21 protein-coding genes and 2 tRNA genes are annotated in these 26,707 nt (G+C 60.4%); 21 read left to right on the forward strand and 2 right to left on the reverse strand.

What is annotated here, in order from left to right; genetic code table 11:
- Positions 1-17 precede the first annotated feature (17 nt).
- The 5 genes from AAA138_RS02175 to AAA138_RS02195 all read left to right on the forward strand — a co-directional run bounded on the left by AAA138_RS02175 (position 18) and on the right by AAA138_RS02195 (position 5,566).
- Positions 18-428, forward strand: coding sequence for a pyridoxamine 5'-phosphate oxidase family protein (locus tag AAA138_RS02175; protein ID WP_099432117.1), 411 nt, complete (start codon positions 18-20; stop codon positions 426-428).
- Positions 429-685: 257 nt separating this feature from the next.
- On the forward strand, positions 686-1,756 hold the full coding sequence (gene argC / locus AAA138_RS02180) for an N-acetyl-gamma-glutamyl-phosphate reductase (RefSeq protein WP_343011776.1): 1,071 nt from the start codon (positions 686-688) through the stop codon (positions 1,754-1,756).
- A gap of 134 nt (positions 1,757-1,890) precedes the next feature.
- On the forward strand, positions 1,891-3,156 hold the full coding sequence (gene argJ / locus AAA138_RS02185) for a bifunctional glutamate N-acetyltransferase/amino-acid acetyltransferase ArgJ (RefSeq protein WP_349089387.1): 1,266 nt from the start codon (positions 1,891-1,893) through the stop codon (positions 3,154-3,156).
- A gap of 81 nt (positions 3,157-3,237) precedes the next feature.
- Positions 3,238-4,218: an acetylglutamate kinase gene (gene argB, locus AAA138_RS02190; RefSeq protein ID WP_349089388.1), complete on the forward strand. Its 981-nt coding sequence runs from the start codon at positions 3,238-3,240 to the stop codon at positions 4,216-4,218.
- A 64-nt stretch (positions 4,219-4,282) separates the two neighbouring features.
- On the forward strand, positions 4,283-5,566 hold the full coding sequence (locus AAA138_RS02195; RefSeq protein WP_349089389.1) for an aminotransferase class III-fold pyridoxal phosphate-dependent enzyme: 1,284 nt from the start codon (positions 4,283-4,285) through the stop codon (positions 5,564-5,566).
- A 614-nt stretch (positions 5,567-6,180) separates the two neighbouring features.
- On the opposite strand, the gene AAA138_RS02200 is transcribed toward AAA138_RS02195, so the two are convergent.
- Together AAA138_RS02200 and asnB are read right to left on the reverse strand one after the other, a co-directional pair.
- Positions 6,181-6,256 (reverse strand) — tRNA-Val (locus tag AAA138_RS02200).
- Positions 6,257-6,313: 57 nt separating this feature from the next.
- Positions 6,314-8,182: an asparagine synthase (glutamine-hydrolyzing) gene (gene asnB / locus AAA138_RS02205; protein WP_349089390.1), complete on the reverse strand. Its 1,869-nt coding sequence runs from the start codon at positions 8,180-8,182 to the stop codon at positions 6,314-6,316.
- Between the two features lie 432 nt (positions 8,183-8,614).
- Between asnB and AAA138_RS02210 the strand changes: the two genes are divergently transcribed.
- The 16 genes from AAA138_RS02210 (at position 8,615) to AAA138_RS02285 (ending at position 26,700) form a co-directional block, all read left to right on the forward strand.
- Positions 8,615-10,099, forward strand: coding sequence for a UDP-N-acetylmuramoyl-L-alanyl-D-glutamate--2,6-diaminopimelate ligase (locus AAA138_RS02210; protein WP_349089391.1), 1,485 nt, complete (start codon positions 8,615-8,617; stop codon positions 10,097-10,099).
- Positions 10,100-10,129: 30 nt separating this feature from the next.
- A complete protein-coding gene (locus AAA138_RS02215) occupies positions 10,130-11,041 on the forward strand; it encodes an HAD-IIB family hydrolase (RefSeq protein ID WP_349089392.1) in 912 nt (303 codons plus the stop codon).
- Positions 11,042-11,094: 53 nt separating this feature from the next.
- A complete protein-coding gene (gene murI / locus AAA138_RS02220) occupies positions 11,095-11,979 on the forward strand; it encodes a glutamate racemase (protein WP_117802904.1) in 885 nt (294 codons plus the stop codon).
- A gap of 55 nt (positions 11,980-12,034) precedes the next feature.
- Complete coding sequence (rph, locus tag AAA138_RS02225) at positions 12,035-12,760, forward strand: ribonuclease PH (RefSeq protein ID WP_349089394.1); 726 nt, start codon at positions 12,035-12,037, stop codon at positions 12,758-12,760.
- Positions 12,761-12,903: 143 nt separating this feature from the next.
- A complete protein-coding gene (rdgB, locus tag AAA138_RS02230) occupies positions 12,904-13,545 on the forward strand; it encodes an RdgB/HAM1 family non-canonical purine NTP pyrophosphatase (RefSeq protein ID WP_055286757.1) in 642 nt (213 codons plus the stop codon).
- A gap of 3 nt (positions 13,546-13,548) precedes the next feature.
- The gene (gene dtd, locus AAA138_RS02235) at positions 13,549-13,995 is read left to right on the forward strand and encodes a D-aminoacyl-tRNA deacylase (RefSeq protein WP_349089395.1); all 447 of its coding nucleotides are present in this window, start codon (positions 13,549-13,551) and stop codon (positions 13,993-13,995) included.
- Positions 13,996-14,125: 130 nt separating this feature from the next.
- Positions 14,126-14,422 (forward strand): Veg family protein, encoded by a 297-nt coding sequence (locus tag AAA138_RS02240; RefSeq protein WP_006234957.1) that lies wholly within the window; start codon positions 14,126-14,128, stop codon positions 14,420-14,422.
- Between the two features lie 2 nt (positions 14,423-14,424).
- Entirely contained in the window at positions 14,425-15,321 is an 897-nt protein-coding gene (gene ispE / locus AAA138_RS02245) for a 4-(cytidine 5'-diphospho)-2-C-methyl-D-erythritol kinase (protein WP_349089396.1), read from the forward strand.
- Between the two features lie 49 nt (positions 15,322-15,370).
- A tRNA-Pro gene (locus tag AAA138_RS02250) sits at positions 15,371-15,447 on the forward strand.
- 112 nt (positions 15,448-15,559) lie between these two features.
- Positions 15,560-15,835, forward strand: a complete 276-nt coding sequence (gene tatA, locus AAA138_RS02255) for a twin-arginine translocase TatA/TatE family subunit (RefSeq protein WP_022094895.1) — start codon at positions 15,560-15,562, stop codon at positions 15,833-15,835.
- Positions 15,836-15,941: 106 nt separating this feature from the next.
- Positions 15,942-16,412: a transcription elongation factor GreA gene (gene greA, locus AAA138_RS02260; RefSeq protein WP_006234960.1), complete on the forward strand. Its 471-nt coding sequence runs from the start codon at positions 15,942-15,944 to the stop codon at positions 16,410-16,412.
- A gap of 79 nt (positions 16,413-16,491) precedes the next feature.
- Complete coding sequence (lysS, locus tag AAA138_RS02265) at positions 16,492-18,456, forward strand: lysine--tRNA ligase (RefSeq protein ID WP_349089397.1); 1,965 nt, start codon at positions 16,492-16,494, stop codon at positions 18,454-18,456.
- 419 nt (positions 18,457-18,875) lie between these two features.
- On the forward strand, positions 18,876-20,444 hold the full coding sequence (locus AAA138_RS02270) for a threonine/serine exporter family protein (protein WP_349089398.1): 1,569 nt from the start codon (positions 18,876-18,878) through the stop codon (positions 20,442-20,444).
- A gap of 314 nt (positions 20,445-20,758) precedes the next feature.
- Positions 20,759-21,307 carry a DUF2798 domain-containing protein gene (locus AAA138_RS02275; RefSeq protein ID WP_349089400.1) on the forward strand — a complete coding sequence of 183 codons (549 nt, stop codon included), beginning with the start codon at positions 20,759-20,761 and terminating at the stop codon, positions 21,305-21,307.
- A 280-nt stretch (positions 21,308-21,587) separates the two neighbouring features.
- Entirely contained in the window at positions 21,588-26,027 is a 4,440-nt protein-coding gene (locus AAA138_RS02280; protein ID WP_349089402.1) for an acyl-CoA dehydratase activase, read from the forward strand.
- Complete coding sequence (locus AAA138_RS02285; RefSeq protein WP_260698809.1) at positions 26,011-26,700, forward strand: TetR/AcrR family transcriptional regulator; 690 nt, start codon at positions 26,011-26,013, stop codon at positions 26,698-26,700. Before AAA138_RS02280 ends, AAA138_RS02285 begins: the two co-directional genes overlap by 17 nt.
- Positions 26,701-26,707: the final 7 nt, after the last annotated feature.

Here is a 26,707-nt window from a genome sequence, read left to right on the forward strand (position 1 = left end):
AGGCGACAGGAGGACACATGGACGGATTGAATACGGTGTTGGAGTATCTGACGTCGGTGCCGGCATGGTATTTGGCGACGAGCGTTGACGGACAGCCTCATGTGCGTCCGTTTTCGTTTGCGCAGATCCAGGATGGCAAGCTGTGGTTTGTAACAGCGCGCACCAAAGACGTGTGGCAAGAGCTGCTACAAAATCAGCGCTTTGAGGCCACGAGTTGGTGGCCGGGCCATGGCTGGCTCATCTTGCGCGGGCGTGCCGGCTTGGATGACCGGGCCTTAGACGAAATGCGCGAAGCCGGGTGGAAGCATCTAGAGCGCCTGGGCGAGCACTATGAGGGGCCTAACGACCCCACGCTCGTCTTCTTTAGCGTCGAGGATCCCGAGGCTTTTATCTGCAATCACGACGAATGGGTGCCGGTCGAGCTCTAGCCAGCTGGCTCATCCTAACAATTTGGTTTTCGCATGGGCGGGCCCCGTATTGCCCGGCGCCGTTAGGAGCGCCGGTCAATACGGGGCCCGCTCCATTTGTCAATTCCTTCAAGCGAATGTGTCGGGAATGTTTCAATGCATGAATATGTAAACCATTTACGTGTTAATGCATCTTTTGGTGCTAAAGTTTCAACCCACTTCATAACGACCGCTGCGAAATGCGCATCAGTGCATAAATCGCAGACAAGGAGTCTGATATGTCTTTGAAGGTTGGAATCGTCGGCGCGGCTGGATATGCCGGAGCCGAGCTCATTCGCCTCGTGCTCGGTCATCCCGAGTTTGAACTTGTCGCCATTACGTCCAACGCCGATGCCGGCCAGCCGTTGTCCGCGGTGTATCCGAGCTTTGCTGGCGTGAGCGATCTGGTTTTCACCACGCATGACGCCCCCGAGCTTAAATCCTGCGGCGCCGTCTTCTTGGCCGTGCCGCATACCGCGGCCATGGCTCAGGTGCCCGCCCTGCTTGCCGCGGGAGTCTCCTGCATTGACCTCTCGGCCGACTATCGCCTGAGCGATCCGGCCACCTTTGAGGCCTGGTATGCCGCCAAGCACACGAGCCCCGAGTTGCTCAAGACCCGCGCCTTCGGTCTGCCCGAGCTGTTCTCCCAGGATTTGGAGACCGCTGCATCCGATCATGCCGACGGCAAACCCGTGCTGGTTGCCTGCGCCGGCTGCTATCCCACCGCAACGAGCCTTGCTGCCGCTCCTGCCGTGCGTGCGGGCTGGGTGGCCGAGAACGGTCCCGTGATTGTCGATGCCATCAGCGGTGTGACGGGTGCCGGCAAGTCCTGCAACGCTCGTACGCATTTTTGCAGCGCCGACGAGAATTTGGAGGCCTACGGCGTGGGCAAGCATCGCCACACGCCCGAGATTGAGCAAATCCTTGGCCTGACCGATCGCGTTGTCTTTACCCCGCACCTGGCACCGCTCAAGCGTGGTCTGCTCTCCACGGTGACGATGCCGCTCGCGCCGCAGGCCATCGACTCCTTGGCTCTTGAGGACGTTGTCGACTATTACAAGCAGTTCTATGCCGGTCGCACCTTTGTGCGCGTGCTCGATGCTGGCCAGCAGCCCAAGACGGCTTCGGTTGTCGGCACCAACGCCGCCCAGATTGGCCTCGCGCTCAATAAGCGCGCGGGCGTGCTGGTGGCGACGGGCGCCATCGACAATCTGTGCAAGGGCGCTGCGGGCCAAGCGGTCCAGTGCGCCAATATCGTCTTTGGCTTTGACGAGCGACGAGGCTTGCCCACAGTGGCGTGCCCGGTGTAGCACATTCGATTGTTAACGATTTGGTAGTCGGGCATCGAGTGGGGCGCCACTCTTAAGCTGGTCTCATGATCACGACTGGCATGGCGCACCAACCGATGTCCGTTTTTTGTTTGACATAAGGAGCCATAAAGACGATGAATACCGACCTGATTGATATCAAGATTCGCGCCGTCGAGGGTGGCGTTACGGCAGCTGCCGGCTTTAAGGCCGCAGGCATCCATGCGGGATTCCGGAAGAATCCCGAGCGCTTGGACTATGCGCTCGTCGTGCCCGATAAGCCCTGTCCCGGTGCCGGCGTGTTTACCATCAATCGCTTTTGCGCGGCGCCCGTGCAGGTGAGCCGTGCCAACCTGGGCGGTGCCGACAAGGGCTACGGTATCATCGCCGGTGTTTCGGTCAACTCTGGCAATGCCAACGCCGCCACGGGTGAGACAGGCCTTGCCTGCGCGCGCGAGACGTGCAGCATCGCCTCGCAGGTCATCGGCTGCGAGCCTCAGCAAATCCTGGTCGCCTCCACGGGCGTGATTGGTCAGATTCTGCCGATCGACACATTCGAGACGGCGATTCCGGCAGCTTATGAGGCACTCTCCGCTCATGGTGGCGCCGATGCCGCCCGCGCCATCATGACCACCGATACCCATTCCAAGGAGTATGCCGTTCGCTACCGCAGCGAGGCCGCGGGCCATGTGGGCAACGCTTATACGGTGGGTGGCATGTGCAAGGGCTCGGGCATGATCATGCCCAACATGGCCACTATGATTTCGGTCATTACCACCGATGCCCCCGTCGAGCCGGTGGCTCTCCACGCTCTGCTGCTCTCGACCGTCAAACAGACCTTCAACAAGGTAACGGTCGACTCCGATACCTCGACCAACGACACCTGCATCATGCTTGCCTCCGGCGCCGCTGCGGATGCCGAGGCCATCGTCGAGGGCACTGATGCCTTTGACGAGTTGGCATTTGCCGTGCACGAGGTGTGCGAGAGCCTGGCGCGCAACATCGCCGCCGACGGCGAGGGCGCGTCCAAGCTCGTGACGGTTAATGTTACCGGCGCCGCTAACGACGAGGAGGCCGATATCGTGGCGCGCGCTGTTGCCAACTCTCCGCTCGTCAAGACCTGCATTGCCGGACACGATTGCAACTGGGGCCGCGTTGCCATGGCACTCGGTAAGTGCGGCGTGAAGTTTAACCAGGAAGATGTTTCCATCGACATGATGGGCATGCCCGTCTGTCGCGATGGCCTGACGGTCCCCTTCGATGAGGACGAGGCCCTGCGACGTTTTGAGGCGCCCGAGATTGTGATTTCGGCCGATCTCGGCGCAGGCGATGCGGCGACGACCGTGTGGACCTGCGACCTCACGCACGAATATATCTCCATCAACGGTGACTACCGTTCCTAGATTCTGGGCGTGCCGTGCGTCCCGGTGTGATTGCGAGCGGCGGGGCATGGCTCAATGGCTACACGAAAGACGAGGCAGACTATGAAATTCGCACGCGATTGTCGTTCGAGCGAATCCAACGAAGCGACCGCGCAGCTGCTGTTCGAGGCGCTGCCGTGGATTAAAAACCTGACCGGCAAGACGGTCGTTATCAAGTACGGCGGAGCCGCCATGGTCGACGAGCAACTGCGCCGCGACGTGATGAGCGATATCGTTCTGCTCAAGATCATCGGCATGCGCCCCGTTATCGTGCATGGCGGCGGCAAGGCCATTAACGAAGCACTCAGCCACTATGACATCCCTGTCGAATTTAAGAACGGCCAGCGCGTAACCACGCCGGATACCATGGATATCGTGCGCGAGGTACTGGGCGGCAAGGTCAACCAGGAGCTGGTCGCTGCCATCAACCAGCACGGTAACCTGGCCGTGGGCGTGTCGGGCAGCGATGCCGGCACGCTCATCGCCGAGCCGCTCGACCCCGAGCTCGGTCGCGTGGGCAAAGTGACGCATGTCAACACCGACTATATCGAGCGCTTGCTCGATAGCGAGTACATTCCCGTCATCGCTACCGTCGCGGCGGGGGAGGACGGCGGCTTCTTTAACATCAACGCCGATACTGCCGCCGGTGCTGTCGCGGCGGCGCTCCACGCGCATAAGGTGATCTTCCTTACCGACGTCGATGGCCTGTATAAGGACTTTAGCGACAAGGATTCGCTCATTTCCAACCTGACGCTCGACGAGGTTAATGAGATGCTCTACGGCGGCGAAGTCGACAAGGGCATGATTCCCAAGCTACGCGCCGCTGTCGATGCGCTTGCCGCCGGTGTGTTCCGCGCGCACATCATTAACGGCACCACGCCGCATTCGCTGCTGCTGGAGCTGTTGACCGATGCCGGCGTCGGTACCGTGATTCATTCCACCGAGACGGCTTATGAGTTCGATACGCACCCGCACCCGCTTTCGACCTTTGCGGCACGTCTGACCGAGAACCTCGACGAGGTCGAGAAGCTCCAGACGGTTTAACGTCCTGGCGCCGCATCCGTACACCCATAGCCCGCGCTACCTGGCGCTTAACGAAAGGCATCCCATGTCACTTGCTGCTCAACAATCGCTCGAATCCCACTACGTTATGCATACCTTTGGCCGCTCGCCGGTTGAGTTTGTCGAAGGTCACGGTATGAAGCTCACCGGTGACGATGGTCATGAGTATCTCGACTTTCTCGCTGGTATTGGCGTGTGTAGCCTAGGCCACGGTAGTCCTGCAGTGCTTTCGGCGCTCGAGGCTCAGACCAAAAAGCTTCTGCATGTGTCTAACTACTTCTACATCGAGCAGCGTGGCCAGGTCGCGGCGCTGCTGTCCAAGCTCGCTAACGATGACGTGGACAGCGCACGCGTGATTGCCGATGCCATTGCCGCCGGCGATGAGACCACGGCAGCTGCGCTCGGTGCTCCGACGGCGGGCGAGCAGGTGTGGGAGACGTTCTTTGCCAACTCCGGCGCCGAGGCCAATGAGGGTTCGATGAAGCTTGCTCGCCTGTACGCCAAGCGTGCCGGTAACGGTGGCAACACCATCGTGTGCATGCGCGGTGGCTTCCATGGCAGAACGCTCGAGACCATTGCCGCTACCATGCAGGATTGGCTGCAGGATAGCTTCCGCCCGTTGCCGGGCGGCTTTGTGGCCTGCACACCCAACGATATCGATGAGCTGCACGCAATCTTTAAGCAGCTGGGAAGCGAGATTTGCGCCGTGATGCTCGAGCCGATTCAGGGCGAGAGCGGCGTGCATCCCATGACCGAGGAGTTTATGGCTGCCGCGCGCGACCTGGCGCACGAGGCCGGTGCCGTCCTTATCGCCGACGAGGTCCAGTGCGGTCTGTTCCGCTCCGGTAAGCCGTTTGCGTTCCAGACTTATGGCGTGGAGCCCGACATCATGAGTCTTGCCAAGGGCATCGCCGACGGCGTTCCCATGGGCGCCGTGGTGGCAAAGAAGGAGATCGCCGACGTGTTTAAGCCTGGCGACCACGGTTCGACCTTTGGCGGTAGCTGCTTGGCCGTCGCGGCGTGCGCTGCGACGCTCTCCGCGCTTGTGCGCGGCGACTACGCTGAGCATGCCGCCAAGGTGGGCGCCTATATGGAGCAGACGCTAGCCAAGCTTCCGCACGTGGTTGAGGTCCGTGGCCGCGGCCTGATGCTCGGCTGCGACCTGGATGGCGCTGCGGGCGATGCACATGACATTGTTGCCCGAGCGCTGGAGGCCGGTGCCGTGATTAACGCGACCGGAGCTCATACGCTGCGTTTCCTGCCGCCGCTCGTGTGCGAGGAGGCCGATGTGGATAGCCTGATTGAGATTTTGTCGGGTGTCTTGGGCTAGTTCGGCGCAATGATTCAATTTGGACCGGGTTCCGGACTGCGGACGTGCCATATGCGGCATGATTCAGCGGTCTGGAACCCTTTTTGCCTTAGATTTGCTAAGGCTGGGAGACCTACTGGTCAAAAAACATCAAATATGAGTACTGTTACCGATTTGGTAGCAGCAATTTTGGACTAATCAGACCAAATAGCAAGTCGAAATGGCGATGAATGCACGATTCTGGTCCGACTGTTAGTCCTTATAATGGACATATGTTGCGAAACTTAAGCAAATACTATCTATTTATATGTTGTAACCAAGGTAGCAGTACTCATTTTTGCCATTTTTTGGCCATGGCCTTTGTGACAGACGTGCTGGCGGGTTCGAATCCCTCTGCGATGGGCCCAAAAAGGAAAGGCCCCCATCGCTGGGAGCCTTTTCAATCAAGTGGTGGGCGATGAGGGATGTCCGCGTGCGGCTGGCGCCGCCCGCTTCCGCTTCGTCGCTTCGCTCCTCGCGTGCTGCGCTGGAAAACGCTTCGCGTTTCCTCAGCTCCGCACCCTTGCGGGTTCGAATCCCTCTGCACTGGGCACAAAAAAGAAAGGCCCCCATCGCTGCGAGCCTTTTCAATCAAGTGGTGGGCGATGAGGGATTCGAACCCCCAGCCTTGTGCGTGTAAAGCACCTGCGCTAACCGTTGCGCCAATCGCCCGCAGGGACTGAGTATAGCGGAAACCCTATGCTGTTCACCGCTAATTCATAACGAAACTTACGCGGCGACTTCAGCGCCCTTGTCCTCGTCGATAAAGAAGCGCTTGTACCAGATGAGGAACGTCAGCGTGGTATAGATCTTGCGCTGGTTGAGCGCACGACCCTCAAAGTGATCGTCAAGCAGTTTCATGAGCGCATCGGTATCAAAGAAATCGGCAGCCCACGGCGCGGTGAAGTATTCCTTTACGTAGTCGTAGTACTTTTGCTCGCGCAGCCAGTACTTGACCGGTACGGGGAAGCCCACCTTCTTGCGCGTGGCCCACTCATCGGGCAGCGTGCGGTTGGCGGCGTGGCGCAGGACAAGCTTGCAGCCCTCTTCGTTAACACGGTAGTTGGCGGGAATGTGCTCGGCAAACTCCATGACCTTCTTGTCCAGGAACGGGACGCGAAGCTCCAAAGAATGCGCCATGCACATCTTATCGGCCTTGAGCAGAATGTCGCCAGGCAGCCACATGTTCATATCCAGATACTGTTTCTTGGAAAGCTCACAGCAGTTGGGAACCTGCTTGTAGTACTCGGCGCACATCTCGGCGGCGTTCTTGCCGGTGTCATAAGCGGGCTTGAGCACCTCGTCGACCTCGGAGGGATCGAACACCTTTGCCTGACCCACATACCAGCGCTCGGGAACCTCGGCGCATTTCGTCAGGAAGTTATGGCCTTTAAAGTAGGGGAGATGCTGAACGAGTGAGCCCAGGGCGCGACGCACGCCGAGCGGCACGCGCTTCTTAAAGGAGCGCATCTCGGGGGTGTCCTCGTACCACTCATAGCCGGCAAACAGCTCGTCGGCACCCTCGCCCGAAAGGACGACGGTGACCTCCTCGGAAGCCATCTGCGCCAGATAGTACAGCGGAACGCTGGACAGGTTCGATTGCGGCTCGTCCATGTGGTACTGGATATCGGGCAGCGCATCGAAGAACTCGTCGGCGGTAATCATCTTGCGCACGTTCTTGATGCCCAGCTTGTCGGAAAGCTCGGCAGCGTAGTTGGTCTCGTTGAAGTTCTTGTAATCAAAGCCAACAGAATACGTGGTGTCAGGCATGAGACAGGCGGCAATGTAGCTGGAGTCCACGCCGCCAGAAAGGAACGAGCCCACCTTAACATCGGCGATTCGGTGCGCAGCGACGCTTTCGTGCACGACCTTGTCGCACTCGTCCACGTACTCCTCGAAGGTCTTGGAGTTGTCGTCGGTGAAGTCACAGCTCCAGTAACGCTTGATGTCCATGGTGTTGGTCGTCAGGTCATACGTAAAGCAATGCGCCGGGGCAAGCTTGAACACGCCCTTAAAGAAGGTCTCCTCCGTGGCGGGGAATTGCAGCGTCAGGTAGGGGCGCAGCGCGTCGTGGTTGACAGCCTTCTCAAACTTGGGATGGTCCAGGAAGCTCTTGATTTCGGAGCCAAACAGCAGCGAGCCATCGGATGCCTGGTAGTAATAGAACGGCTTGATACCAAAGATGTCGCGAGCGCCAAAGAGTTTGTTCTTGTTCTGGTCGTGAATCACGAACGCGTACATGCCGCGCAGGCGGTTGACCAGGTCCTCGCCCCACTCCTCGTAACCGTGTACCAGGACCTCGGTATCGGCGTTGCAGTGGAAGGCGTAGCCGGCTGCCTCCAGCTCGGCGCGAAGCTCCTGGAAGTTGTAGATCTCTCCGTTGAAGACAATCGTGACCTTGCCGTCATCGCTCGACATGGGCTGAGCTCCAGCTTCGGAAAGATCAAGAATCGAAAGACGACGGAAGCCAAGGGCAACGTTGTCGACGATATGCTGGCCGCCCATATCGGGACCACGGTGGATGATGCGATTCATCATGGCCGTGAGAACCAGCTCACTCTGTTCATCTGTACCGGTAAAACCGACAAAACCGCACATGCAAGATCCTTTCTGCTGACGGCTCAGGTGTACTGCCGCAAGGGTTACGGCAGCTGATGTCAAATAATCTTTACTATCATGCCAATCTTTTGTTTCGTGATAGGGCATAAGCGCCGAGCGAACCGAAAAAACCACGGCCCGATCTTCAGACGAAGCGGCGGGCCGTGGTTGCGAACACTATGCTAAAGAATAGCACCCAGATTTCCTTGTTTTTACGCGGGGTGAACACTGTTGCCATCTATTAACCCACGACACAGTCCATGCAATTTTTTAGAAGGCTGCAGTGCGCGCAGGGTCGGGTGGCATATTAGGATGGTTGATAATACAGAATGTTTCATCGTTTCTGCCGCGGGACGTCTTTTGCCCTTTAAGGCTGAATTTAGCGAGAGAGGTCTTTGTATGTCGAGTCCGACACAAGAGAAGCTAACTCTGATGCGCTATATAGAGTTGCTCGAGGAAGATGACCTTGTTGTTTCCAAACCGAGCGCTTCGTGCGACCAGCGCATTGAGTTTGCGACTGACGACTCGCGCCAGGTGCGTCCGGGCACGTTGTTTGTCTGCAAGGGCCGCGCGTTTAAGCGTGAGTACCTGCTTTCGGCAATCGCCGATGGCGCCGTGGCCTACGTTTCCGAGGTCGATTACGATGTTGATCTTCCCGCGGTGATTGTGAGTGATATTCGTCGCACGCTCGCCGTGGTGGCAGATACCTTTTATGGGCACCCGTCGGGCAAGGTGAAGGTCTGTGCCTTTACAGGCACCAAGGGCAAGTCGACCTGTAGCTTTTATCTGCGCGGCATTCTCGTCAACGAGGCCAAGCTTACGGGCTGTCACCGACCCGCTCTTAATACGGGCATTGAGTTCGACGACGGCATCGAGGCGGGCCCTTCCAAACTGACGACCCCCGAATCCTTCCTGCTGCAGTCTCGCATCGCACATGCTGCGGAGGCGGGTGCCCCGTGGCTGGTTATGGAGGCATCGAGCCAGGGCCTCAAATACGAGCGCACGGGCAAGATCGCCTTTGAGGTCGGCGCCTTTACCAATATCGGCGAGGATCACATTTCGCCGATTGAGCATCCGACGCTCGAGGATTACTTTGCCAGCAAGCTCAAAATCTTCTCGCAGAGCCGTTTTGCCGTGGTCAATCTCGATATGGACAAGGTCGATCGCGTGCTCGAGACGGCATCTCGTTGCGAACGTACGGTGACGTTCTCCCTGACCGACGAGCGTGCCGACGTGCTTGCGCTGGCGATTCGTAATGGCGACTGCGGCGTGGTGGCAACGGTGCGCACGCCCCGCTTTACGCGCGACATTGTGATTCCCACGCCGGTTAAGTTCAATGTGTCCAACGCGCTTGCCGCTATTGCCTGCGCCGAGGCCCTGGGCATTTCCGAAGAGGGTATCGTCCACGGCTTTGAGGGCGTCTTCGTTCCCGGCCGTATGGAGCTCTATCCGTCCGTATCGGGCAAAATCCTGGGCGTCGTCGATTTTGCACATAACGGCATGAGCCTCGAGACACTCCTGCGTGACTTGCGCGAGAACTATCCCGAGCGCGAGCTGGCGGTTGTATTTGGCGCTACGGGCGGTAAGGGTGTCGATCGACGCACCACGATGGGCATCGCCGCTGGCAAGTATGCCGACCGAATCGTGATTACCGAGGATGACCCTGGCCCCGAAGACGTCGAGGATATTTGTGCCGAGATCGCGCGCAACGTTCAAGCGCAGGGAAATGATAACTGGCAAATCGTGACTGATCGCGTTGCCGCTATCGAGACTGCCGTGCGCGAAACCGTCCGACCTGCCGTGGTCATCGTGACCGGTAAGGGCGAGGAAGAGCGTATGCTGCGCAAGAACGGGCCCGAGCCTTGCGAGCGCGACGGTTCGATTCTCAAGCGCACCCTTGCGGCGTATGACGCCTAGACCAAGCCCCTTCTACGTAATGGAGTGACCATGTCCCACAACACCCTGCCGACCGTTGCCGAGCTTTCGGGCGAGATGCGCGAGCGTCTGGCCAAGGTCAAGTACGTCTTTACCGATCTGGACGCCACGATGCTCGCTCCTGGCTCGTGCGTATTGCGCGATAACGACGGCAATCCCTCGACCAAGCTTGTCGAGGCGGTCGTCGCGCTCGCCCGCGCCGGCATCCAGGTGGTTCCCACCTCGGGTCGCAACCGCACTATGATCCACGAGGACGCGCGCGTGCTCGGCCTCAACTCCTACATCGGCGAGATGGGCGGCCTGGTCATGTACGACCTCAAGGCCAACGATTGGGAGTACCTGACCGGCGACATGCCCTACGATCCCGCCTGCGGTCTCACACCGCACCAGGTGATCGAGCAGACCGGCGTGTGCGAGAAAATTCTCGCTCGCTGGCCGCACAAGATCGAGTACCACAACGACATGTCGACCGGTTACAAGTACCGCGAGGTCACTGTCGGCATGCGCGGCGATGTGCCTGATGACGAGGCGCAAGTCATCCTCGACGAGGCCGGCTGCGGCCTGGTTTGGGCTTGCAACGGCCATTTAACCCATCTGTCCAAGCCGACGACGCTCGAGCTTAATCGTGTCGAGGACGGCCGTGCCTTCAACATCAACCCGGCGGGTCTCAACAAGGGCGTTGCCATTGCGCGCTTCTGCGAGCACCTGGGGATCGAGCGCGAGGAGACGCTGGCGCTCGGCGACTCCGAGTCCGATTTCTACATGGCCGACCACGTGGGTACGTTCTGCTTGGTCGAGAACGGCCTGACCAGCGCCGGCGCGCCCGAGTTCTTGGACGCTTGCGACAACGCTTACGTCACGCGCGGCAAGATTGTCGACGGCTGGGCGGCAACGGCGGAGCTGCTTGTCGCGGCTCGTTCGTAGTACGGTCCTATCGTTCTGAGCCATATCTTTTCGAGAGAGAATCTGGTGAGGTAATGTCCGATATCGAGAATCTGGCTGGCGACACGCGCCCCATTGGCGTATTCGACTCGGGTCTGGGCGGTCTGACAGTTGCACGCGCCATCGCGACGGCGCTGCCGCATGAGTCCGTCTACTATTTCGGCGACACCAAACGCTGCCCTTATGGCACTCGCACCGAGGACGAGGTGCGCTCGTTTGCACTGCAGGCGGGCCGCTGGCTGTCGAAGCACGACGTCAAGATCATGGTCATCGCCTGCAACACGGCGACTGCAGCGGCCTTGCGTCTGGCTCAGCAGGTGCTCGACGTGCCCGTGATCGGTGTCATCGCGCCGGGCGCACGTGCGGCGATTAACAGCACTCGCACACGCCGCGTGGGCGTTCTCGCCACCAACCTCACCATTCGCTCGGGTGCTTACACGCGTGCCATTCAGGATTTGGATGCCGGTGTGGACGTGTATGGATGCCCGGCTTCGAGCTTTGTCGAGGTCGTCGAGCACGAGCTCGCCTCGGGTGCGCATCTGCAGGAGCAGTGGCTCGAGAACGAGGACATCTTCGATACGCCGGCCGTGCGAGCGCTGGTCGGCGCCACGGTTGAGCCGCTGCGCGATCGTGGAATCGATACCGTGGTGCTTGGTTGCACGCACTTTCCGCTGCTCGTGGGACCTATTCGCCATGCGCTGGGGCCCGGGGTGCGCGTGGTGAGTTCCGCCGAGGAGACTACGCGCGAGCTGACCGATATCCTCACGCGTCGTGAGCAGCTGGCGGGCGACGCTGCCGAACCGCAGCATCGCTTTGCCACCACGTCTGACAACATTGCCGAGTTTGCGGTGGCGGGTAGCTTTATCTTTGGCCAGCCGCTCAAAAGCATCGAGCATGTCGATATCGACGAACTGAAATAGATGTAGGGTTACCGTCCAAAGACTTGCCCCCTTCTTTTGCCGAAAGGATATTTCTATGGAGTACATGCAGGTCAACCGCGCCAACGGTCGTGCCGCCAATGAGCTGCGCCCCGTCAGGCTCACCCGTGGTGTTATGAAACATGCCCACGGCTCGTGCCTGGCTGAGTTCGGCGACACGCGCGTGCTGTGTGCCGCCACCATCGAGGAGGGCGTGCCGGGCTGGCGCAAGGGCGCCAAGGCCGGTTGGGTAACCGCAGAGTATGCCATGCTGCCGGCATCGACCGGCAAGCGTTGCAAGCGCGAGTACGCCAAGCGTAAGGGCCGCTCCATGGAGATCGAGCGCCTCATCGGCCGCAGCCTGCGCACCGTCGTCAACATGAAGGCGCTCGGTGAGTACACCGTCACCGTCGACTGCGATGTGATCCAGGCGGATGGCGGCACGCGTACAGCGAGCATTACCGGTGCCTGGGTGGCGCTGCATGATGCTCTTGCTATGTGGGTCGAGGCCGGCAAGATCGAGCGCATTCCGCTCACGGGCCAGGTTGCTGCCATCTCTATGGGCGTTGTCGACGGCAACACCATGCTCGACCTCGATTATTCCGAGGACAGCCACGCCGAGGTCGACATGAACCTCGTCGCTACCGACACCGGCGAGATGATCGAGCTCCAGGGTACCGGCGAGCAGGCGCCCTTCGACCGCAAGCGTCTCAACGCCTTGCTCGACCTGGGCGACAAGGGCATCGCCGAGCTCATCGAGCTTCAGCGCCAAGCCCTCGCCTAACCTGCCAAAAAGGGATGTTAATTTTGGCAGGTTTTATCTGGGAAAACGTCGAAGTATAAGACTGCCGTTGATTGAGACGGGAGAGAGACCGAAGTCCTCGTCGTCCTCAACTCGGCATTGCTATAGAGACAAGGAGGCCAGTTATGGCACTTGAGAAGATTGACATCGACACCCTCGACCCGGCGGCGACCATCGTCGTGGCAACCGGAAACGCTCATAAGCTCACCGAGATCGAGGCCATTTTGGGCAAGGTCATGCCCGAGGTGCGCTTTGTGGCGCTCGGCCAGCTGGGTGATTTTGAGGATCCCGAGGAAAACGGCACGACGTTTTTGGAGAACGCCATCATCAAGGCCCAAGCCGCGGTTGAGGAGACGGGCCTTATGGCCATTGCCGACGATTCGGGCTTGGTCGTCGACGCGCTGGACGGTGAGCCCGGTGTGTATAGCGCGCGCTATGCGGGCGTGCACGGCGACGATGCCGCCAACAACGCCAAACTCCTCGTTAACCTGGATGGCGTGGCCGACGAGGATCGCACCGCGCGCTTTATGAGCGTCGTTGCGCTCATCGACACGGATGGTCTGGTTACCTATGGCGAGGGCGCCTGCGAGGGCGTTATCGCGCACGAGGGCCGCGGCGATCACGGCTTTGGCTATGATCCGCTGTTCCTGCCGGTCGACACGCCGGGCAAGACGATGGCCGAGCTCACGGCGGACGAGAAGAACGCCATTAGCCATCGCTTCCATGCACTCGAGCACCTGTCTGCCAAGCTGACGGGCGAGGAGTAGGCCGTGCGTGCGGTAGTGCAGCGCGTGCTCAATGCCGGTGTGACGGTCGACGGCGAGTGTGTGGGAAAGATTGGCCGCGGTTACCTGGTACTGCTGGGCGTGGGCCATGGCGATGCACGCGCCGAGGCCGATAAACTGTGGGGCAAGCTCCGCGGCCTGCGCATTAACGAGGACGAGAACGGCAAGACCAATCTGGCGCTTGCCGATGTCGACGGTGAGGTGCTCGTGGTGTCGCAGTTCACGCTGTTTGCCGATTGCCGTCATGGTCGCCGTCCGTCCTTTACGGATGCCGGCGCGCCCGATGTGGCCAACGAGCTCTATGAGTACTTCCTGACGCTGGTGCGCGAAGACGTCGAGCATGTGGCACACGGCATCTTCGGCGCCGACATGAAGGTCAGCCTCGTCAACGACGGCCCCTTCACCATCGTTCTTGACACAGACAATCTGTAAGTAGTCAATTTGGGACGGGGCTTATTTAGCTACTTGCGTATGATGGCAGCAGGGTGCTATAGTATTAGATTTTTGTCTATCTTAGGGGTATTATCCCCTTTTTGAATTGCACCTTCTGGAGGCCCTGTTCATGGAAGAGATGGAAGTCAATCACGTCGACGACATCCACGAGAAGCTGACCGACATGGTGGGCGATCGCGTTAAGGTGAAGGCCAACATGGGCCGCACCCGCGTCGTCGAGCGCATGGGCACCATCAAGAGCGTTCACCCCGCCGTCTTTATCGTCGAGGTTGACGAGCGCCGTGGCCGCAAGTCGCGCCAGTCCTACCAGTATATCGATGTCCTTACCGGCCAGGTCGAGCTGTTCGACCCCGAGAGCGGCGAGCACATCTTTACCCCGCTTGGCAATCAGCTCGAGGAGCACTAACGGTGACCGATTGGTCCCTGACCCTTTCTGCGCCGGCAAAGATAAACCTCTACCTGGGGGTTCATACCGAGCGTGATGACCGTGGCTACCACAAGGTCGATTCCCTGATGGCAGCCGCCGGTCTTGCCGATATCGTGACGGTCGCCCCGGCGCAGGAGTTGACCGTCCAGACGGTTCCGGCATCCGACTTTCCCATGCAAAAGAATACGGCGTATCGGGCTGCGGTTGCTATGGCCGAGCATTATGGTCGCGAGGCAAACATCTGCGTGACGATTGAGAAGCGCATTCCATTGTGCGCCGGCTTGGGCGGCCCCTCGACGGATGCGGCCGCGGTCATTGTCGCCTTGGCGGAGCTCTGGGGCATTGATCGCACCGACCCAGCGCTCGACGATATTGCGCGGGGCATTGGTGCCGACGTCCCGTTCTTTTTGCACGCGAGCCCTGCGTTTTACGTAGGTGGGGGAGACGTGCTGGCAACTGAGTACCTCGCGCTGCCCGCGACGCCCGTCGTACTGGTTAAGCCGCGGGAGGCGAGCGTTTCGACAATTGAAGCCTATCGACGTTTTGACGAGGCCCCGGTGCCTGCGGACAAGCCCGGCGCGATAGCTTCTGCCTTGCGTGCCGGTGATGCCGAGACGGCATATGCACTCATCCATAACAACCTTGGTGTCATTTCCGCACAGATGGAGCCGCAGATTCAAACGGTCCTCGACTGGCTGCGTAAACAGGACGGAACCGTTGCTGTAGATGTGTGCGGATCGGGTGCCTGCTCGTTTGCCATTTGCGACACCGCTGCCACGGCCGAAAGGCTTGCCGATGCTGCCCAGCAAAATGGCTGGTGGGCCTGCGCGACTGAGCTTATTCCCAACACGGTTCAAATCGACGCTTCAAAGAAATAAAAATTTCTCTAGCACGCGGCGAAAATCTTTGTTATTATAGTCGAGCTAACGGGTTGTGGCTCAGTTTGGTAGAGCACTGCGTTCGGGACGCAGGGGTCGCTGGTTCAAATCCAGTCAACCCGACCAGAGCATGAGGAGGGACCGCTTCTTGCGGTCCCTTTTTTTAGCTAGTGTTGTGATACCGCGATACCCGCGGTATACTCATTCGAGCTTGTCTCGCTGTATTGTGGAGGTCTACATGTTTGGACTGAGGGCTCCTGAGCTCATCATTATTCTCGTCGTTGTCCTGATTATCTTCGGGCCCAAGAACCTGCCGAAGCTCGGCAAGTCCCTCGGCTCTACCGTCAAGAATATCCGCGAGGGTATGGAGGGCGACGATAAGGCCGAGACCAAGCAGGCCGAGGAGGTCGTGGTCGAGCAGTCCGAGGAGGACAAGGAGATCGCTGAGCTCGAGGCCAAGCTCGCTGCTGCCAAGAAGAAGCAGGCAGAGGACAGCGACGCGGACGCAGAGTAGTCCCATCCCTTTGGGGTGAGCACCTGACCGGCTTGCCCGCAGGCTAGCCGGTCTTTTTCGTTTTGTTGACAGTTGATTGTTTGATCAGAGTTGGGGAGATATCCGTATGGACGCAAGCCAGATCGTACTGACCGCTGAGGGCCGCCAGAAGCTCGTCGAGGAGCTCGCTTGGCGTGAGGGCGATTACGCCAAGGAGATCGTCGAGGACATCAAGGAAGCCCGCGCGTTCGGCGACCTTTCGGAGAACTCCGAGTACGACGCCGCTAAGGACAAGCAGGCCCAGAACGCCGCTCGTATTGCCGAGATCCAGGCCATCCTCGCCAACGCTCAGGTTGCTGCCACCACGGGCGACCTGACCGTCTCCATCGGTTCCACCGTTTCGCTGATTGATCCCAACGGCGAGGTCATGGAAGTCACGCTCGTTGGTACCACCGAGACCAACTCGCTCGAGCACAAGATTTCCAACGAGTCTCCGGTCGGTCACGCCATCATCGGTCACGGCGAGGGCGACTCCGTCGAGGTCGTTACGCCTTCCGGCAAGACTCGCGTCTACACCATCGCCAAGATCGCACGCTAGACCACGGTCCCGCGTAAAGGTATGTTTTCGCTCCCTGGGACCGAATCCTGGGGAGCGTTTTAGTTTGAGGAGCTAACTTATGGCAGAGAACCAGAACGCCGCCGATCAGGCATCGACGCTCAACGACGAGCGCGCCACCCGCCTGGCCAAGCGCGCCGCCCTGTTCGAGGCGGGCCAGAACCCCTATCCCGAGCACTCTGAGCTTGAGGACTACGTCGCCGATATCGAGACTAAGTACGCCGATCTTGCCGATGGTGAGGACACCGAGGATGTCGTGAAGATCGCCGGCCGTGTGGTCGCCAAGCGCGGTCAGGGCAAGATCATGTTCATCGTCGTGCGCGATGCGACTGCCGAGATTCAACTGTTCTGCCGCATCAACGACATGGACGAGGCTGCCTGGAATACGCTCAAGGCCCTCGACCTGGGCGACATCCTGGGCGTGACCGGCGTGGTCGTGCGCACCCAGCGCGGCCAGCTTTCCGTTGCCCCTAAGAGTGCGACCCTGCTTTCCAAGGCCGTTCGTCCGCTGCCCGAGAAGTTCCACGGTCTTTCCGACAAGGAGACCCGCTATCGCCAGCGCTATGTTGACCTGATCGCCAACGACGACGTTCGCGAGACCTTCCGTAAGCGTTCGCAGATTCTCTCCACCTTCCGTCGCTTTATGGAGTCCGACGGCTACATGGAGGTCGAGACCCCCATCCTGCAGACCATCCAGGGCGGCGCTACTGCCAAGCCGTTCATTACCCACTTCAACGCGCTCGATCAGGAGTGCTACCTGCGTATTGCCACCGAGCTGCACCTCAAGCGCTGCATCGTCGGTGGTTTTGAGCGCGTGTTCGAGATCGGCCGCATCTTCCGTAACGAGGGCATGGACCTCACCCACAACCCCGAGTTCACCACGATGGAGGCCTACCGTGCCTTCTCCGACCTCGAGGGCATGAAGGCGCTCGCCCAGGGCGTCATTAAGGCGGCTAACAAGGCCATCGGCAACCCCGAGGTCATCGAGTACCAGGGCCAGACCATCGACCTTTCTGGTGAGTGGGCCAGCCGTCCCATGACCGACATCGTCTCCGATGTGCTCGGCAAGCAGGTCACCATCGACACGCCGGTCGAGGAGCTTGCTTCCGCCGCGCGCGAGAAGGGCCTGGAGATTAAGCCCGAGTGGACCGCCGGCAAGATTATCGCCGAGATCTACGATGAGCTGGGCGAGGACACCATCGTCAACCCGACCTTCGTGTGCGATTACCCCATCGAGGTCAGCCCGCTTGCCAAGCGTTTTGAGGACGACCCGCGCCTGACGCACCGCTTTGAGCTGGTTATTGCCGGCCACGAGTACGCCAACGCGTTCTCCGAGCTCAACGACCCGGTCGACCAGGCCGAGCGCTTTGCCGCCCAGATGGCCGAGAAGGCCGGCGGCGACGATGAGGCCATGGAGTATGACGAGGACTACGTGCGCGCCCTCGAGTACGGTATGCCTCCCGCGGGCGGTATTGGCATTGGTATCGACCGCGTGGTCATGCTGCTTACCAACCAGGCTTCTATCCGCGACGTGCTGCTGTTCCCGCACATGAAGCCCGAGAAGGGTTTCCAGTCCGGTGCCGCTGCCGCCAAGGCTGCCGAGGCCGGCAACGCCGCGAGCCCATTCGTTAAGTCGCTTAAGCCCACGCTCGATTACTCCAAGATCGCCGTTGAGCCGCTGTTTGAGGAGTTCGTCGACTTTGATACCTTCTCCAAGAGCGACTTCCGCGCTGTGAAGGTCAAGGCATGCGAGGCCGTCAAGAAGTCCAAGAAGCTGCTGAACTTTACGCTCGACGACGGCACCGGCACCGACCGCACCATCCTCTCCGGTATTCACGCTTATTACGAGCCCGAGGACCTGGTTGGCAAGACCTTGCTCGCCATCACCAACCTGCCTCCGCGCAAGATGATGGGTATTCCCAGCTGCGGCATGCTGATCAGCGCTGTCCACGAGGAGGAGGGCGAGGAGCGCCTCAACCTGATCCAGCTCGACGCCTCCATCCCCGCCGGCGCAAAGATGTACTAGGGGGTTACGCGGTTTTACCAAACCGCGTAACGGCTCGACGCTGCGCGGGCCGCATTTGGACAATCTGACGTTCAACTTCAAGGGCGCGACCAGAAGGTCAGCGCCCTTTCGTTTCACGTCACCTTGTCACAAATGCGGCCCGCTCGCTGACTTATGCTCAACCTATGGTGTCATCTCGCCCCAAAGGACCTTGCTCGCTCTGGCGGGCTTTCGCTGTCCGTCCTCTATCTGCGGTGTTGCCCTGGTTGGCACTTAGGGACGTTCCTTTTCTGCCGGCACTTGGGGACAGTCCTAGTCGTTGGGGATCTACCGGCGCATTGGGGGTTTGCGCCTTCCATGCATGACAGCCGTCTCTTTTATGTTTCCTTTAGCCGTTGCTGCCTAGGATGGGGGTTAGTCGGTAGGAAGGGAGCGTCTATATGGACGACGCGAGCGAGCGTTCAATCGAAGAGGACATGCTCGATCAGTTCAATTACTTTGATGATGAGGACGAGGAGCTGATCGACCGTCGCGAGCCAGCGCCGCTTGATTCTTTTGATCTGGTCGATGAAGAGACTGATGAGGTTGAGGACGAATCAACGGAGTTCCCACAGTCTTCGCGCCTTAACTCGCTGCTTTCGAGAGCCCCCATGCACCACGGCGTTCGTGCCGGCGCGCTCCATATGAAAACTGATTGGCACCAGATCGTGACGGCAGGCGATGAGCTTGCCGTCGATGCGCCGCTCACCGACAAGTCATCCATCATCTGCCGCACCGGCATGCTTATGCTGGCAAGCGGAACAGGTGCCTGGCGCGTGCGCGATACCATGAATCGTGTTGCTGCCGTACTCGGCGTCACGATTCACGTCGACCTGAGTCTTCTGTCGTTTGAGTGCACTTGCATCGAAGATGGCCACTGCTTTAACGAGGTTGTCAGCCTGCCCACAACGGGAGTCAATACCCATCGCATTTGGATGATGGAGAGCTTCTTAAAGGAAATCGAGACGTATGGGCGCCGGTTTACCGTGCACGAATACCACGAGATGCTCAGGACCGTTGAGAGCTCAAAGCCCGATTACTCTCCCTGGCAACAGGGCCTTGCGGCAGCCTGTGCTTGCGGCGCCTTCGTCTTTTTGCTCGGCGGCGGCCCTATCGAGATGGCCTGCGCGTTTGTGGGCGCGGGTGTCGGCAACTTTGCCCGCTCCCATATTCTCAAGCAAGGCCTTGGTCAGTTCAGCGCGCTGACGACCGGTGTTGCGCTCGCTTGCGTTTCGTATCTGCTGGCATTGCTCGGCCTTGGCCAGGTCGTACCGGGGGCAATGTCGCACCAAGAAGGCTATATCGGCGCCATGCTCTTTGTGATTCCCGGCTTTCCCCTCATTACGGCAGGCCTCGACATCGCTAAGCTCGACATGCGAAGCGGCATTGAGCGTCTTTCGTATGCTGTGTCGATTATTGTGATGGCGACCCTCGTAGGCTGGATGGTTGCCGAATGTGTGGGGCTGGCGCCGGATGACTTCGCCCCGCTCGGCCTCTCACCGTTGGCTCTTACGCTCTTGCGCATACTGATGAGCTTTATCGGTGTATTTGGCTTCTCGGTTATGTTCAACAGCCCGGTAAAGATGGCCGCGGCGGCTGGGTTGATCGGCGCCGTTTCCAATACCCTGCGTCTGACCCTTGTCGATGCGCCGACGATGATTCCCTTCCTGGGCCTCAGCACGGGAATGCCTCCCGAGGCAGCAGCGTTTATCGGCGCGCTGGTATCGGGTCTGCTGGCAAGCTTGGCCGAAGTCAAGCTCACCTACCCGCGTATCGCTCTCACGGTGCCTTCGATTGTCATTATGGTGCCGGGTTTGTATCTGTATCGCTCGATGTATTACATGTGCACCTTCGACACAGTCAATATGCTCGGCTGGTTTGTGCGCGCAGTGCTCATCGTGGCGTTTTTGCCCGTTGGCCTGGGTGTGGCGCGTACGCTCACCGACCCTCGCTGGCGCCACACCAGCTAATTGGTGCAAGGGGGGACAGGTCACTTTGCACCAAATGAGTTGCGGTGAAATAGGGACTGAATTGCTGCTCAAAGGGTCAAAACAGTCCGTATTCCACCGCAACTTATGGGGTCGGGGGATTATTGGTACCCTGCATCTTCATAAACTCAACGCTTACGAAGCGCAGGGTTTTCGTGCTAGGCTGGTTCCACCACATAAGTAGTCGCAGACGCACGTACCACGGGCGGGCGAGATGAAGTCCCAACAGCTCCATCTCGCCCGCCCGTTTTTGTTGCGTAGTGCCGCGGCGTAACACAGAAAGGAATCTGCCCTTCATGCCTATCAACAAACGAGAGAGCCTGCTGTTCACCTTTATCATGTGCTTTTGCATGGTGCTCTGGATGAGCATCTACAACGTTGCCCTGCAGCACGGGGCCATCAACGGCGAGGTCGTTGCCGCTGCGTGGCTCGGCTCCCCCGTTGCCTACATTTTTGCCATGTGCTGCGACTGGTTCGTCGCCAGCCCGCTCGCCAAGGGTTTCGCCTTTAAGTACTTGGTCACGCCGGGCAAGAGCTCGCCGCTTGCCATGACGCTCGCCGTCAGCTCCTGCATGGTCGTTCCCATGGTCATCATCATGTCGCTGTACGGTGCCTGCGAGGGTCTGACGCACATGCCCGGCGGCATCCTTGCGAACCTGTATTCCGTGCCCGCGATCTGGATGATCAACATCCCGCATAATTTTGTGATGGCGCTGCCGTGGAACCTTTTGGTAGCCGGTCCGATTTCCCGCTTCGTCTTCCGTCGCGCCTTCCCTGTGGGGACGGTTTTCGAGGAGGAGCATGCCGAGCTCTTGGAGCAGGCTATGGCTTCTGAGTGCGAGTAGCTCGCTTAGGGACCTGCTGAGCGCGGGCGACTTGCTTGGTTGGAGCCCTAAGCGTGGATAGCTCGCTCGGCGACATCGCGGGCGCGAGCGGTGCGCATGACCGGAGGGCCCGTGCTGCTCCGTTGCCCGACGTGCTAGCGCGCAGACAATCTGTTGGTGCATTCGGCGGCTGCTGAAGCGTTTCGGCAGCCGCTTTTTATACGGAGTTTAAATACAACAGTCTGTTGTATTACGTAGAGTGGTATATCTCTAGCAGGAAAAATGCGAGAGACGGAGCATTATGGCGTTGCTAGTAGGACTGGACGTAGGGTCGACGACGACCAAAGTTTACGCGATGCACGAGGATATGACCGAGGCGTGGTGGGGATATCGCCGCCACGGGGCGTGTCAGGCAGCGAGCGTGCGCGCCATGCTCGGCGAGCTCGCCGAGCGCTTTCCCCATGAGTCGCTGCGCGTTGCGGTGACCGGCTCGGGTGCGCGCGATATCGCGACCGCGCTGGGCGCCTCGTACGTTCAGGAGGTGGTCGCCAACGCGCTCGCGATCAGCAGGTTCTATCCGCAGACGCGCTGCGCCATCGAGCTGGGCGGCCAAGACGCCAAGATGATCTTCTTCCGCACCAACGATAAGGGAGACATCGAGGTTGCCGACATGCGCATGAACGGCTCGTGCGCAGGCGGTACCGGTGCATTTATCGACGAGATGGCAAAGCTCATGGGGGTCGGCACCGAATCGGGCGAGTTCGAGCAGCTCGCAAGCCGGGGAACGACCGTCCACGAAGTCTCGGGCCGCTGCGGCGTGTACGCAAAGACCGATATCCAGCCGCTGCTCAACGAGGGCATTCCTACCACCGACCTGGCGCTTTCGGCGCTTCACGCGGTCGCCCGCCAAACGATCGGCGGTCTGGCCCAGGGTATCGACATCGAGCCGCCGGTAATCTTCGAGGGCGGTACGCTCGCCTACAACCCCACGCTGGTCCGCGTGTTCCGGGAGCAACTGAATCTATCGGACGATCAGGTTATCGTCCCGCGCGATCCGCAGATCATGGTCGCGCGCGGTGCCGCCCTGTCGCTGACCGACATGTTCGCATCGTCCCAACCGATCGACCTTCCCGACGCTTTTGTCCGGCTGGATAAGCTCGAGACGGTCGCGCCCGCAAGCGGGGAGGGACGTCTTGCCCAGCCCTTTTTTGCCACACCTGCCGAGCAGGAGGATTTTACGGCACGCCATGGCAAAGAGACGCCGGCAAAGGGTCCGGATGCGTATGCGCCCGGAGAGACGGTGCGTGTGGCGCTCGGTATCGATTCGGGGAGCACGACGACCAAGTTCGCCCTGGTCGATGAGGCGGGTGAGCTTGTCGATTCGTTCTACGCGTCTAATAACGGCAGACCGCTCGACGTCGCCCAACAGGGTCTTGTCAGCTTGAAGAACCGCTGGGAGACAGCGGGAGTCACGCTTGCGATCGATGCCGTGGGCACCACGGGATACGGCGAGGAGCTTTTCGCGCGCGCGTTCCACGCCGACTACCATACGGTCGAGACGGTCGCGCACGCCCACGCCGCGTGCGCATGCGTTCCCGATGCGACCTTCGTGCTCGACATCGGCGGACAGGATATGAAGGCCATCTGGCTCAACCACGGCGTGCTGACCGATATCGTCGTCAACGAGGCGTGCTCTGCGGGCTGCGGCTCGTTCCTCGAGGGTTTTGCCAAAAACCTCGGAATAGCCGTTGAGGATATCGCGACCGAGGCATTTTCGTCCAAAGCCCCCGCCGTTCTCGGCAGCCGCTGCACGGTGTTCATGAACAGCAGCGTCGTTTCCGAGCAGCGGCGCGGTAAGGGTCCGGGCGACATCATGGCCGGTCTCTGCCGTTCGATTATCGAGAACGTGTTCACCAAGGTCATTCGTGTTTCAAATCTCAACCGTCTGGGCGACAAAGTCGTCGTCCAGGGCGGCACGTTCCGAAACGACGCGGTGCTGCGCGCATTCGAGCAGTATCTGGGCAAACCCGTCACGCGTGCGCCCCACCCGGGGCTGATGGGCGCTATCGGTATCGCCCTGCTCGCGCGCGAGGAATGCCGCAAGGGCGACGCCGGCACGTCGTTTATCGGGCTCGATGCCGTGGAGCGCTTCGAGCATCGCGAGTTCGGCGGCGTTACCTGCCGTCGGTGCAACAACCGCTGCCAGCGCGCGGTCGTGGCATTTGGCGACGGCTCGCTTTACGTCACGGGCAATCGCTGCCCGCGCGGCGGCGCCATCTCATGGGATGAGCTCGTGCGCGAGGTTCCCGCGGCGGAGGAGCTGCGTCCGCAGGGTGCTTGCGAGGCACAGGCACCCGGCACGGGGCGCGACCGGACCGCGGCTGCCCCCAATCTCTTTGTCGACCGCGAGAAGCTGCTGTTCGAGTCGTACCCCACGGTTCCCGTCTGCGGGGGGCGCGATGTCACGATCGGCATTCCCCGTGTGCTCGAGTTCTGGGACACCATGCCGTTCTGGTCGACGTTCTTCAGCACGCTCGGCTTTAAGGTGCGCGTCTCGGGACGCAGCACCAAGGCGATGTACGAGCGCGGTCTGGCGCACGTCACATCCGACACCGTGTGCTTCCCGGCCAAGCTCGTCCACGGGCACATCCGCAATCTCGTCGACGCCGGCGTCGACCGCATCTTCATGCCCATCATCACGACGGTGCCCACCGAAAACACCGCCTCTACCAGCGAGTGGATGTGCGCCGTCGTAAAGGGATACCCCTACGTGATGCGCAATTCCGATAACCCGGAGGGGCGTTTCGGCGTTCCGTTCGATACGCCGCTGTTCCACTGGTACGACGAGGGCGACCGAAACCGCCAGCTCAAGGCGTGGTGCAAGGAGACCTTCGATATCGATGCCGACCTGGTTGCCAAGGCGACCGAGCAGGCGGACCGCGCGCAGCAGACGTTTGAGAGCCAGCTGCAGCTGCGCGGCAGGCAGGTGCTCGAGAACGTGCGCGAGGACGGCGGCTACGCGGTGGTGATCGCTTCGCGCCCGTACCACAACGACCCGCTGGTCAACCACGGGCTGCCCAAGCTCTTCTCTGAGCGCGGCATCCCCGTGCTGACGCCCGATGCGGTGCCGGGGGTCTGCAACGTCGATCTTTCCAACAGCCGCATCGACATCGTGAACAACTACCATGCGCGCATGCTGTCGTGCGCGGTCATCGTCGCATCGACGCCCGAGCTCGAGCTCGTGCAGATGGGCAGCTTCGGCTGCGGCCACGATGCGTATCTCACCGACGAGATCGCGCGCATGATGGGCGAGATGGGCTCCAAGGTTCCGATGATGATCAAGCTCGATGAGAGCGACGTCGCCGGTCCCATGGGCATTCGCGTGCGTTCGTTTATCGAGTCGGTCAACCGTCGTCGCGCGGAGGAGCGTGCCGAGGGCGCCCGGGTGCACGCGGTCCATCCGCTCGACGACCCGTATAAGGTCAAGTACACCAAGCGCGACCGGCACGACAAGATCGCACTGGTCCCCAACACCTCCCATGCGTTCTGCAGGCTCATGACCGCGGCGATGCGCAATCAGGGCGTGCGCGCCGAGGCCCTTGATATCGGGCGCGAGGATGCCATCCGCCTGGGCAAACGCTATGTGCACAACGACATCTGCTTCCCCGCGCAAATCGTGATCGGCGAGGCGCTCGCGGCACTCGAGAGCGGTAAGTACGACCCGCACGACGTCGCCGTGGTGACTGGCAAGTATATCGGCGACTGCCGCCTGACGCACTACATGCCCCTGCTGCGCCGCGCGCTCGACGACGCGGGATACGACTATGTCCCGGTGCTCACCAACGACGACGTCGATGCCCACAATGCGCATCCGGGCTTCAAGCTCGGCCTTGGCCCGAGCATCCAGATCGCCTACGGTCTTCCCATGATCGATACCCTCGAGGCCATGCTTAGGCGCATCCGTCCCTACGAGCTCGAGAAGGGCGCGGCGGACGCTGCGTTCGACCGCGCGCTCGATGAGGTTATCGAGGGCATGGAGCGCTCCGGGCTGAGAGGCCAGGCGACGGGCTTCAAACGCGCGCTTGCGATCATGGACGCCGTTCCGTACGACCGCTCGAACCCGCATCCGACCGTTCTCATCGTGGGCGAGTACCTGCTCAATTTCCATCTCGGCGCCAACCACGAGATCGAGCGCTACCTCGAGGACAACGGGCTCGAGGTCATCGAGGCGCGCATGACCGACGTGATCCGCAAGACCTATTTCTACAAGCATGCGCAGTCGCGCGAGTTCCACGTCGACCTGTCGCTGCCCGAAAAGGCCTGGTACGCCACAGCGGACAACCTGTTCGAGCTCGCGCACGACCGTTGCGACCGCCTGGGCGCGGCGAGCCCGCTCTACGAGCCGCCGACGCGCATGCCCGAGCTCGTGCGCGCGAGCGATAAGATCCTGCACCATACGTTCGATGCGGGCGAGGGCGTGCTGATTCCGGCGGAGATCCTCGAGCACGCCAAGCGCGGCTGCCGCAACTTCGTGATCCTGCAGCCGTTCGGGTGTCTGCCCAACCATGTCGTGGGGCGCGGGCTCATCCATGCGCTCAAGGAGCAGTATCCCACGGCGCAGTTCCTGCCGCTCGACTACGATCCCGACGTGAGCTTCGCCAACGTGGAGAACCGTCTTCAGATGCTCATCATGAACGCCAAGGCGCAGGGGTGCGGTGAGGCGCATGGCGAGACCGCGTAAGGACGCCGATGCGCCCGATGCACGCACCCGTATCATCGAGGCGTTTTGGGAGCTCATCGAGAACAACAGCATCTTCGAGCTGTCGGTTGGCGAGGTGACCCGCGCCGCCCAGTGCAATCGCGGAACGTTTTACTACTATTTTCACGATTTCGATGAACTCGTCGCCATCGCCATAGCCCAGCTGCTGCAGGATAACGAGCTCATCACCGATGCCCTCTGGCATTTTTCGAGCGAGGGCGACCTTTCGGCGTTCGACCGGCGCGACGTCCGCTGCCTGCTGCGGCGCATCGTCATCACCATGAGGGCGGGTGCCGCCGAGCAGGTCGTGCAGGGCATCCATACGATCATCATCGACCGCGTGAGAGAGATCGTCCACCCTGACGGAGAAGAGCTCAAGGCAGATTCGAGCTTTGCGGTGGGCTTTCTGGTCTCGGGCATCATGGGCTTTGTGATGGCGGTCGGCTTTGCCCGGGAGGGCGGCGAGGAGATAGACCTCGAGCAGCTGGGGGACAGCGCGTGCGCGTACCTGAGGGCGGTCGCCATGCAGACGGTTGAAACGGTCGCGCAAGTCGAGGGCGTCGATACATCCGAGCTGCTCGAACGCGTCTCCAAGGAGGCCGATGCCTATCGCGCATCGCGTGCGACGAGTCCCGACGTGGTGAAAGACGTCTAGGGTTTCT

This window comes from Collinsella sp. CLA-JM-H32B, assembly GCF_040098065.1.
Taxonomy (GTDB): domain Bacteria; phylum Actinomycetota; class Coriobacteriia; order Coriobacteriales; family Coriobacteriaceae; genus Collinsella.

What these genes read in the sequence shown, in the direction of transcription:
- AAA138_RS02175 (WP_099432117.1), top strand. Translation starts at nt 18, where the DNA reads ATGGACGGATTGAATACGGTGTTGGAGTATCTGACGTCGGTGCCGGCA.
- argC (WP_343011776.1), top strand. Translation starts at nt 686, where the DNA reads ATGTCTTTGAAGGTTGGAATCGTCGGCGCGGCTGGATATGCCGGAGCC.
- argJ (WP_349089387.1), top strand. Translation starts at nt 1,891, where the DNA reads ATGAATACCGACCTGATTGATATCAAGATTCGCGCCGTCGAGGGTGGC.
- argB (WP_349089388.1), top strand. Translation starts at nt 3,238, where the DNA reads ATGAAATTCGCACGCGATTGTCGTTCGAGCGAATCCAACGAAGCGACC.
- AAA138_RS02195 (WP_349089389.1), top strand. Translation starts at nt 4,283, where the DNA reads ATGTCACTTGCTGCTCAACAATCGCTCGAATCCCACTACGTTATGCAT.
- asnB (WP_349089390.1), bottom strand. Translation starts at nt 8,182, where the DNA reads ATGTGCGGTTTTGTCGGTTTTACCGGTACAGATGAACAGAGTGAGCTG.
- AAA138_RS02210 (WP_349089391.1), top strand. Translation starts at nt 8,615, where the DNA reads ATGCGCTATATAGAGTTGCTCGAGGAAGATGACCTTGTTGTTTCCAAA.
- AAA138_RS02215 (WP_349089392.1), top strand. Translation starts at nt 10,130, where the DNA reads ATGTCCCACAACACCCTGCCGACCGTTGCCGAGCTTTCGGGCGAGATG.
- murI (WP_117802904.1), top strand. Translation starts at nt 11,095, where the DNA reads ATGTCCGATATCGAGAATCTGGCTGGCGACACGCGCCCCATTGGCGTA.
- rph (WP_349089394.1), top strand. Translation starts at nt 12,035, where the DNA reads ATGGAGTACATGCAGGTCAACCGCGCCAACGGTCGTGCCGCCAATGAG.
- rdgB (WP_055286757.1), top strand. Translation starts at nt 12,904, where the DNA reads ATGGCACTTGAGAAGATTGACATCGACACCCTCGACCCGGCGGCGACC.
- AAA138_RS02240 (WP_006234957.1), top strand. Translation starts at nt 14,126, where the DNA reads ATGGAAGAGATGGAAGTCAATCACGTCGACGACATCCACGAGAAGCTG.
- tatA (WP_022094895.1), top strand. Translation starts at nt 15,560, where the DNA reads ATGTTTGGACTGAGGGCTCCTGAGCTCATCATTATTCTCGTCGTTGTC.
- greA (WP_006234960.1), top strand. Translation starts at nt 15,942, where the DNA reads ATGGACGCAAGCCAGATCGTACTGACCGCTGAGGGCCGCCAGAAGCTC.
- lysS (WP_349089397.1), top strand. Translation starts at nt 16,492, where the DNA reads ATGGCAGAGAACCAGAACGCCGCCGATCAGGCATCGACGCTCAACGAC.
- AAA138_RS02270 (WP_349089398.1), top strand. Translation starts at nt 18,876, where the DNA reads ATGGACGACGCGAGCGAGCGTTCAATCGAAGAGGACATGCTCGATCAG.
- AAA138_RS02275 (WP_349089400.1), top strand. Translation starts at nt 20,759, where the DNA reads ATGCCTATCAACAAACGAGAGAGCCTGCTGTTCACCTTTATCATGTGC.
- AAA138_RS02280 (WP_349089402.1), top strand. Translation starts at nt 21,588, where the DNA reads ATGGCGTTGCTAGTAGGACTGGACGTAGGGTCGACGACGACCAAAGTT.
- AAA138_RS02285 (WP_260698809.1), top strand. Translation starts at nt 26,011, where the DNA reads ATGGCGAGACCGCGTAAGGACGCCGATGCGCCCGATGCACGCACCCGT.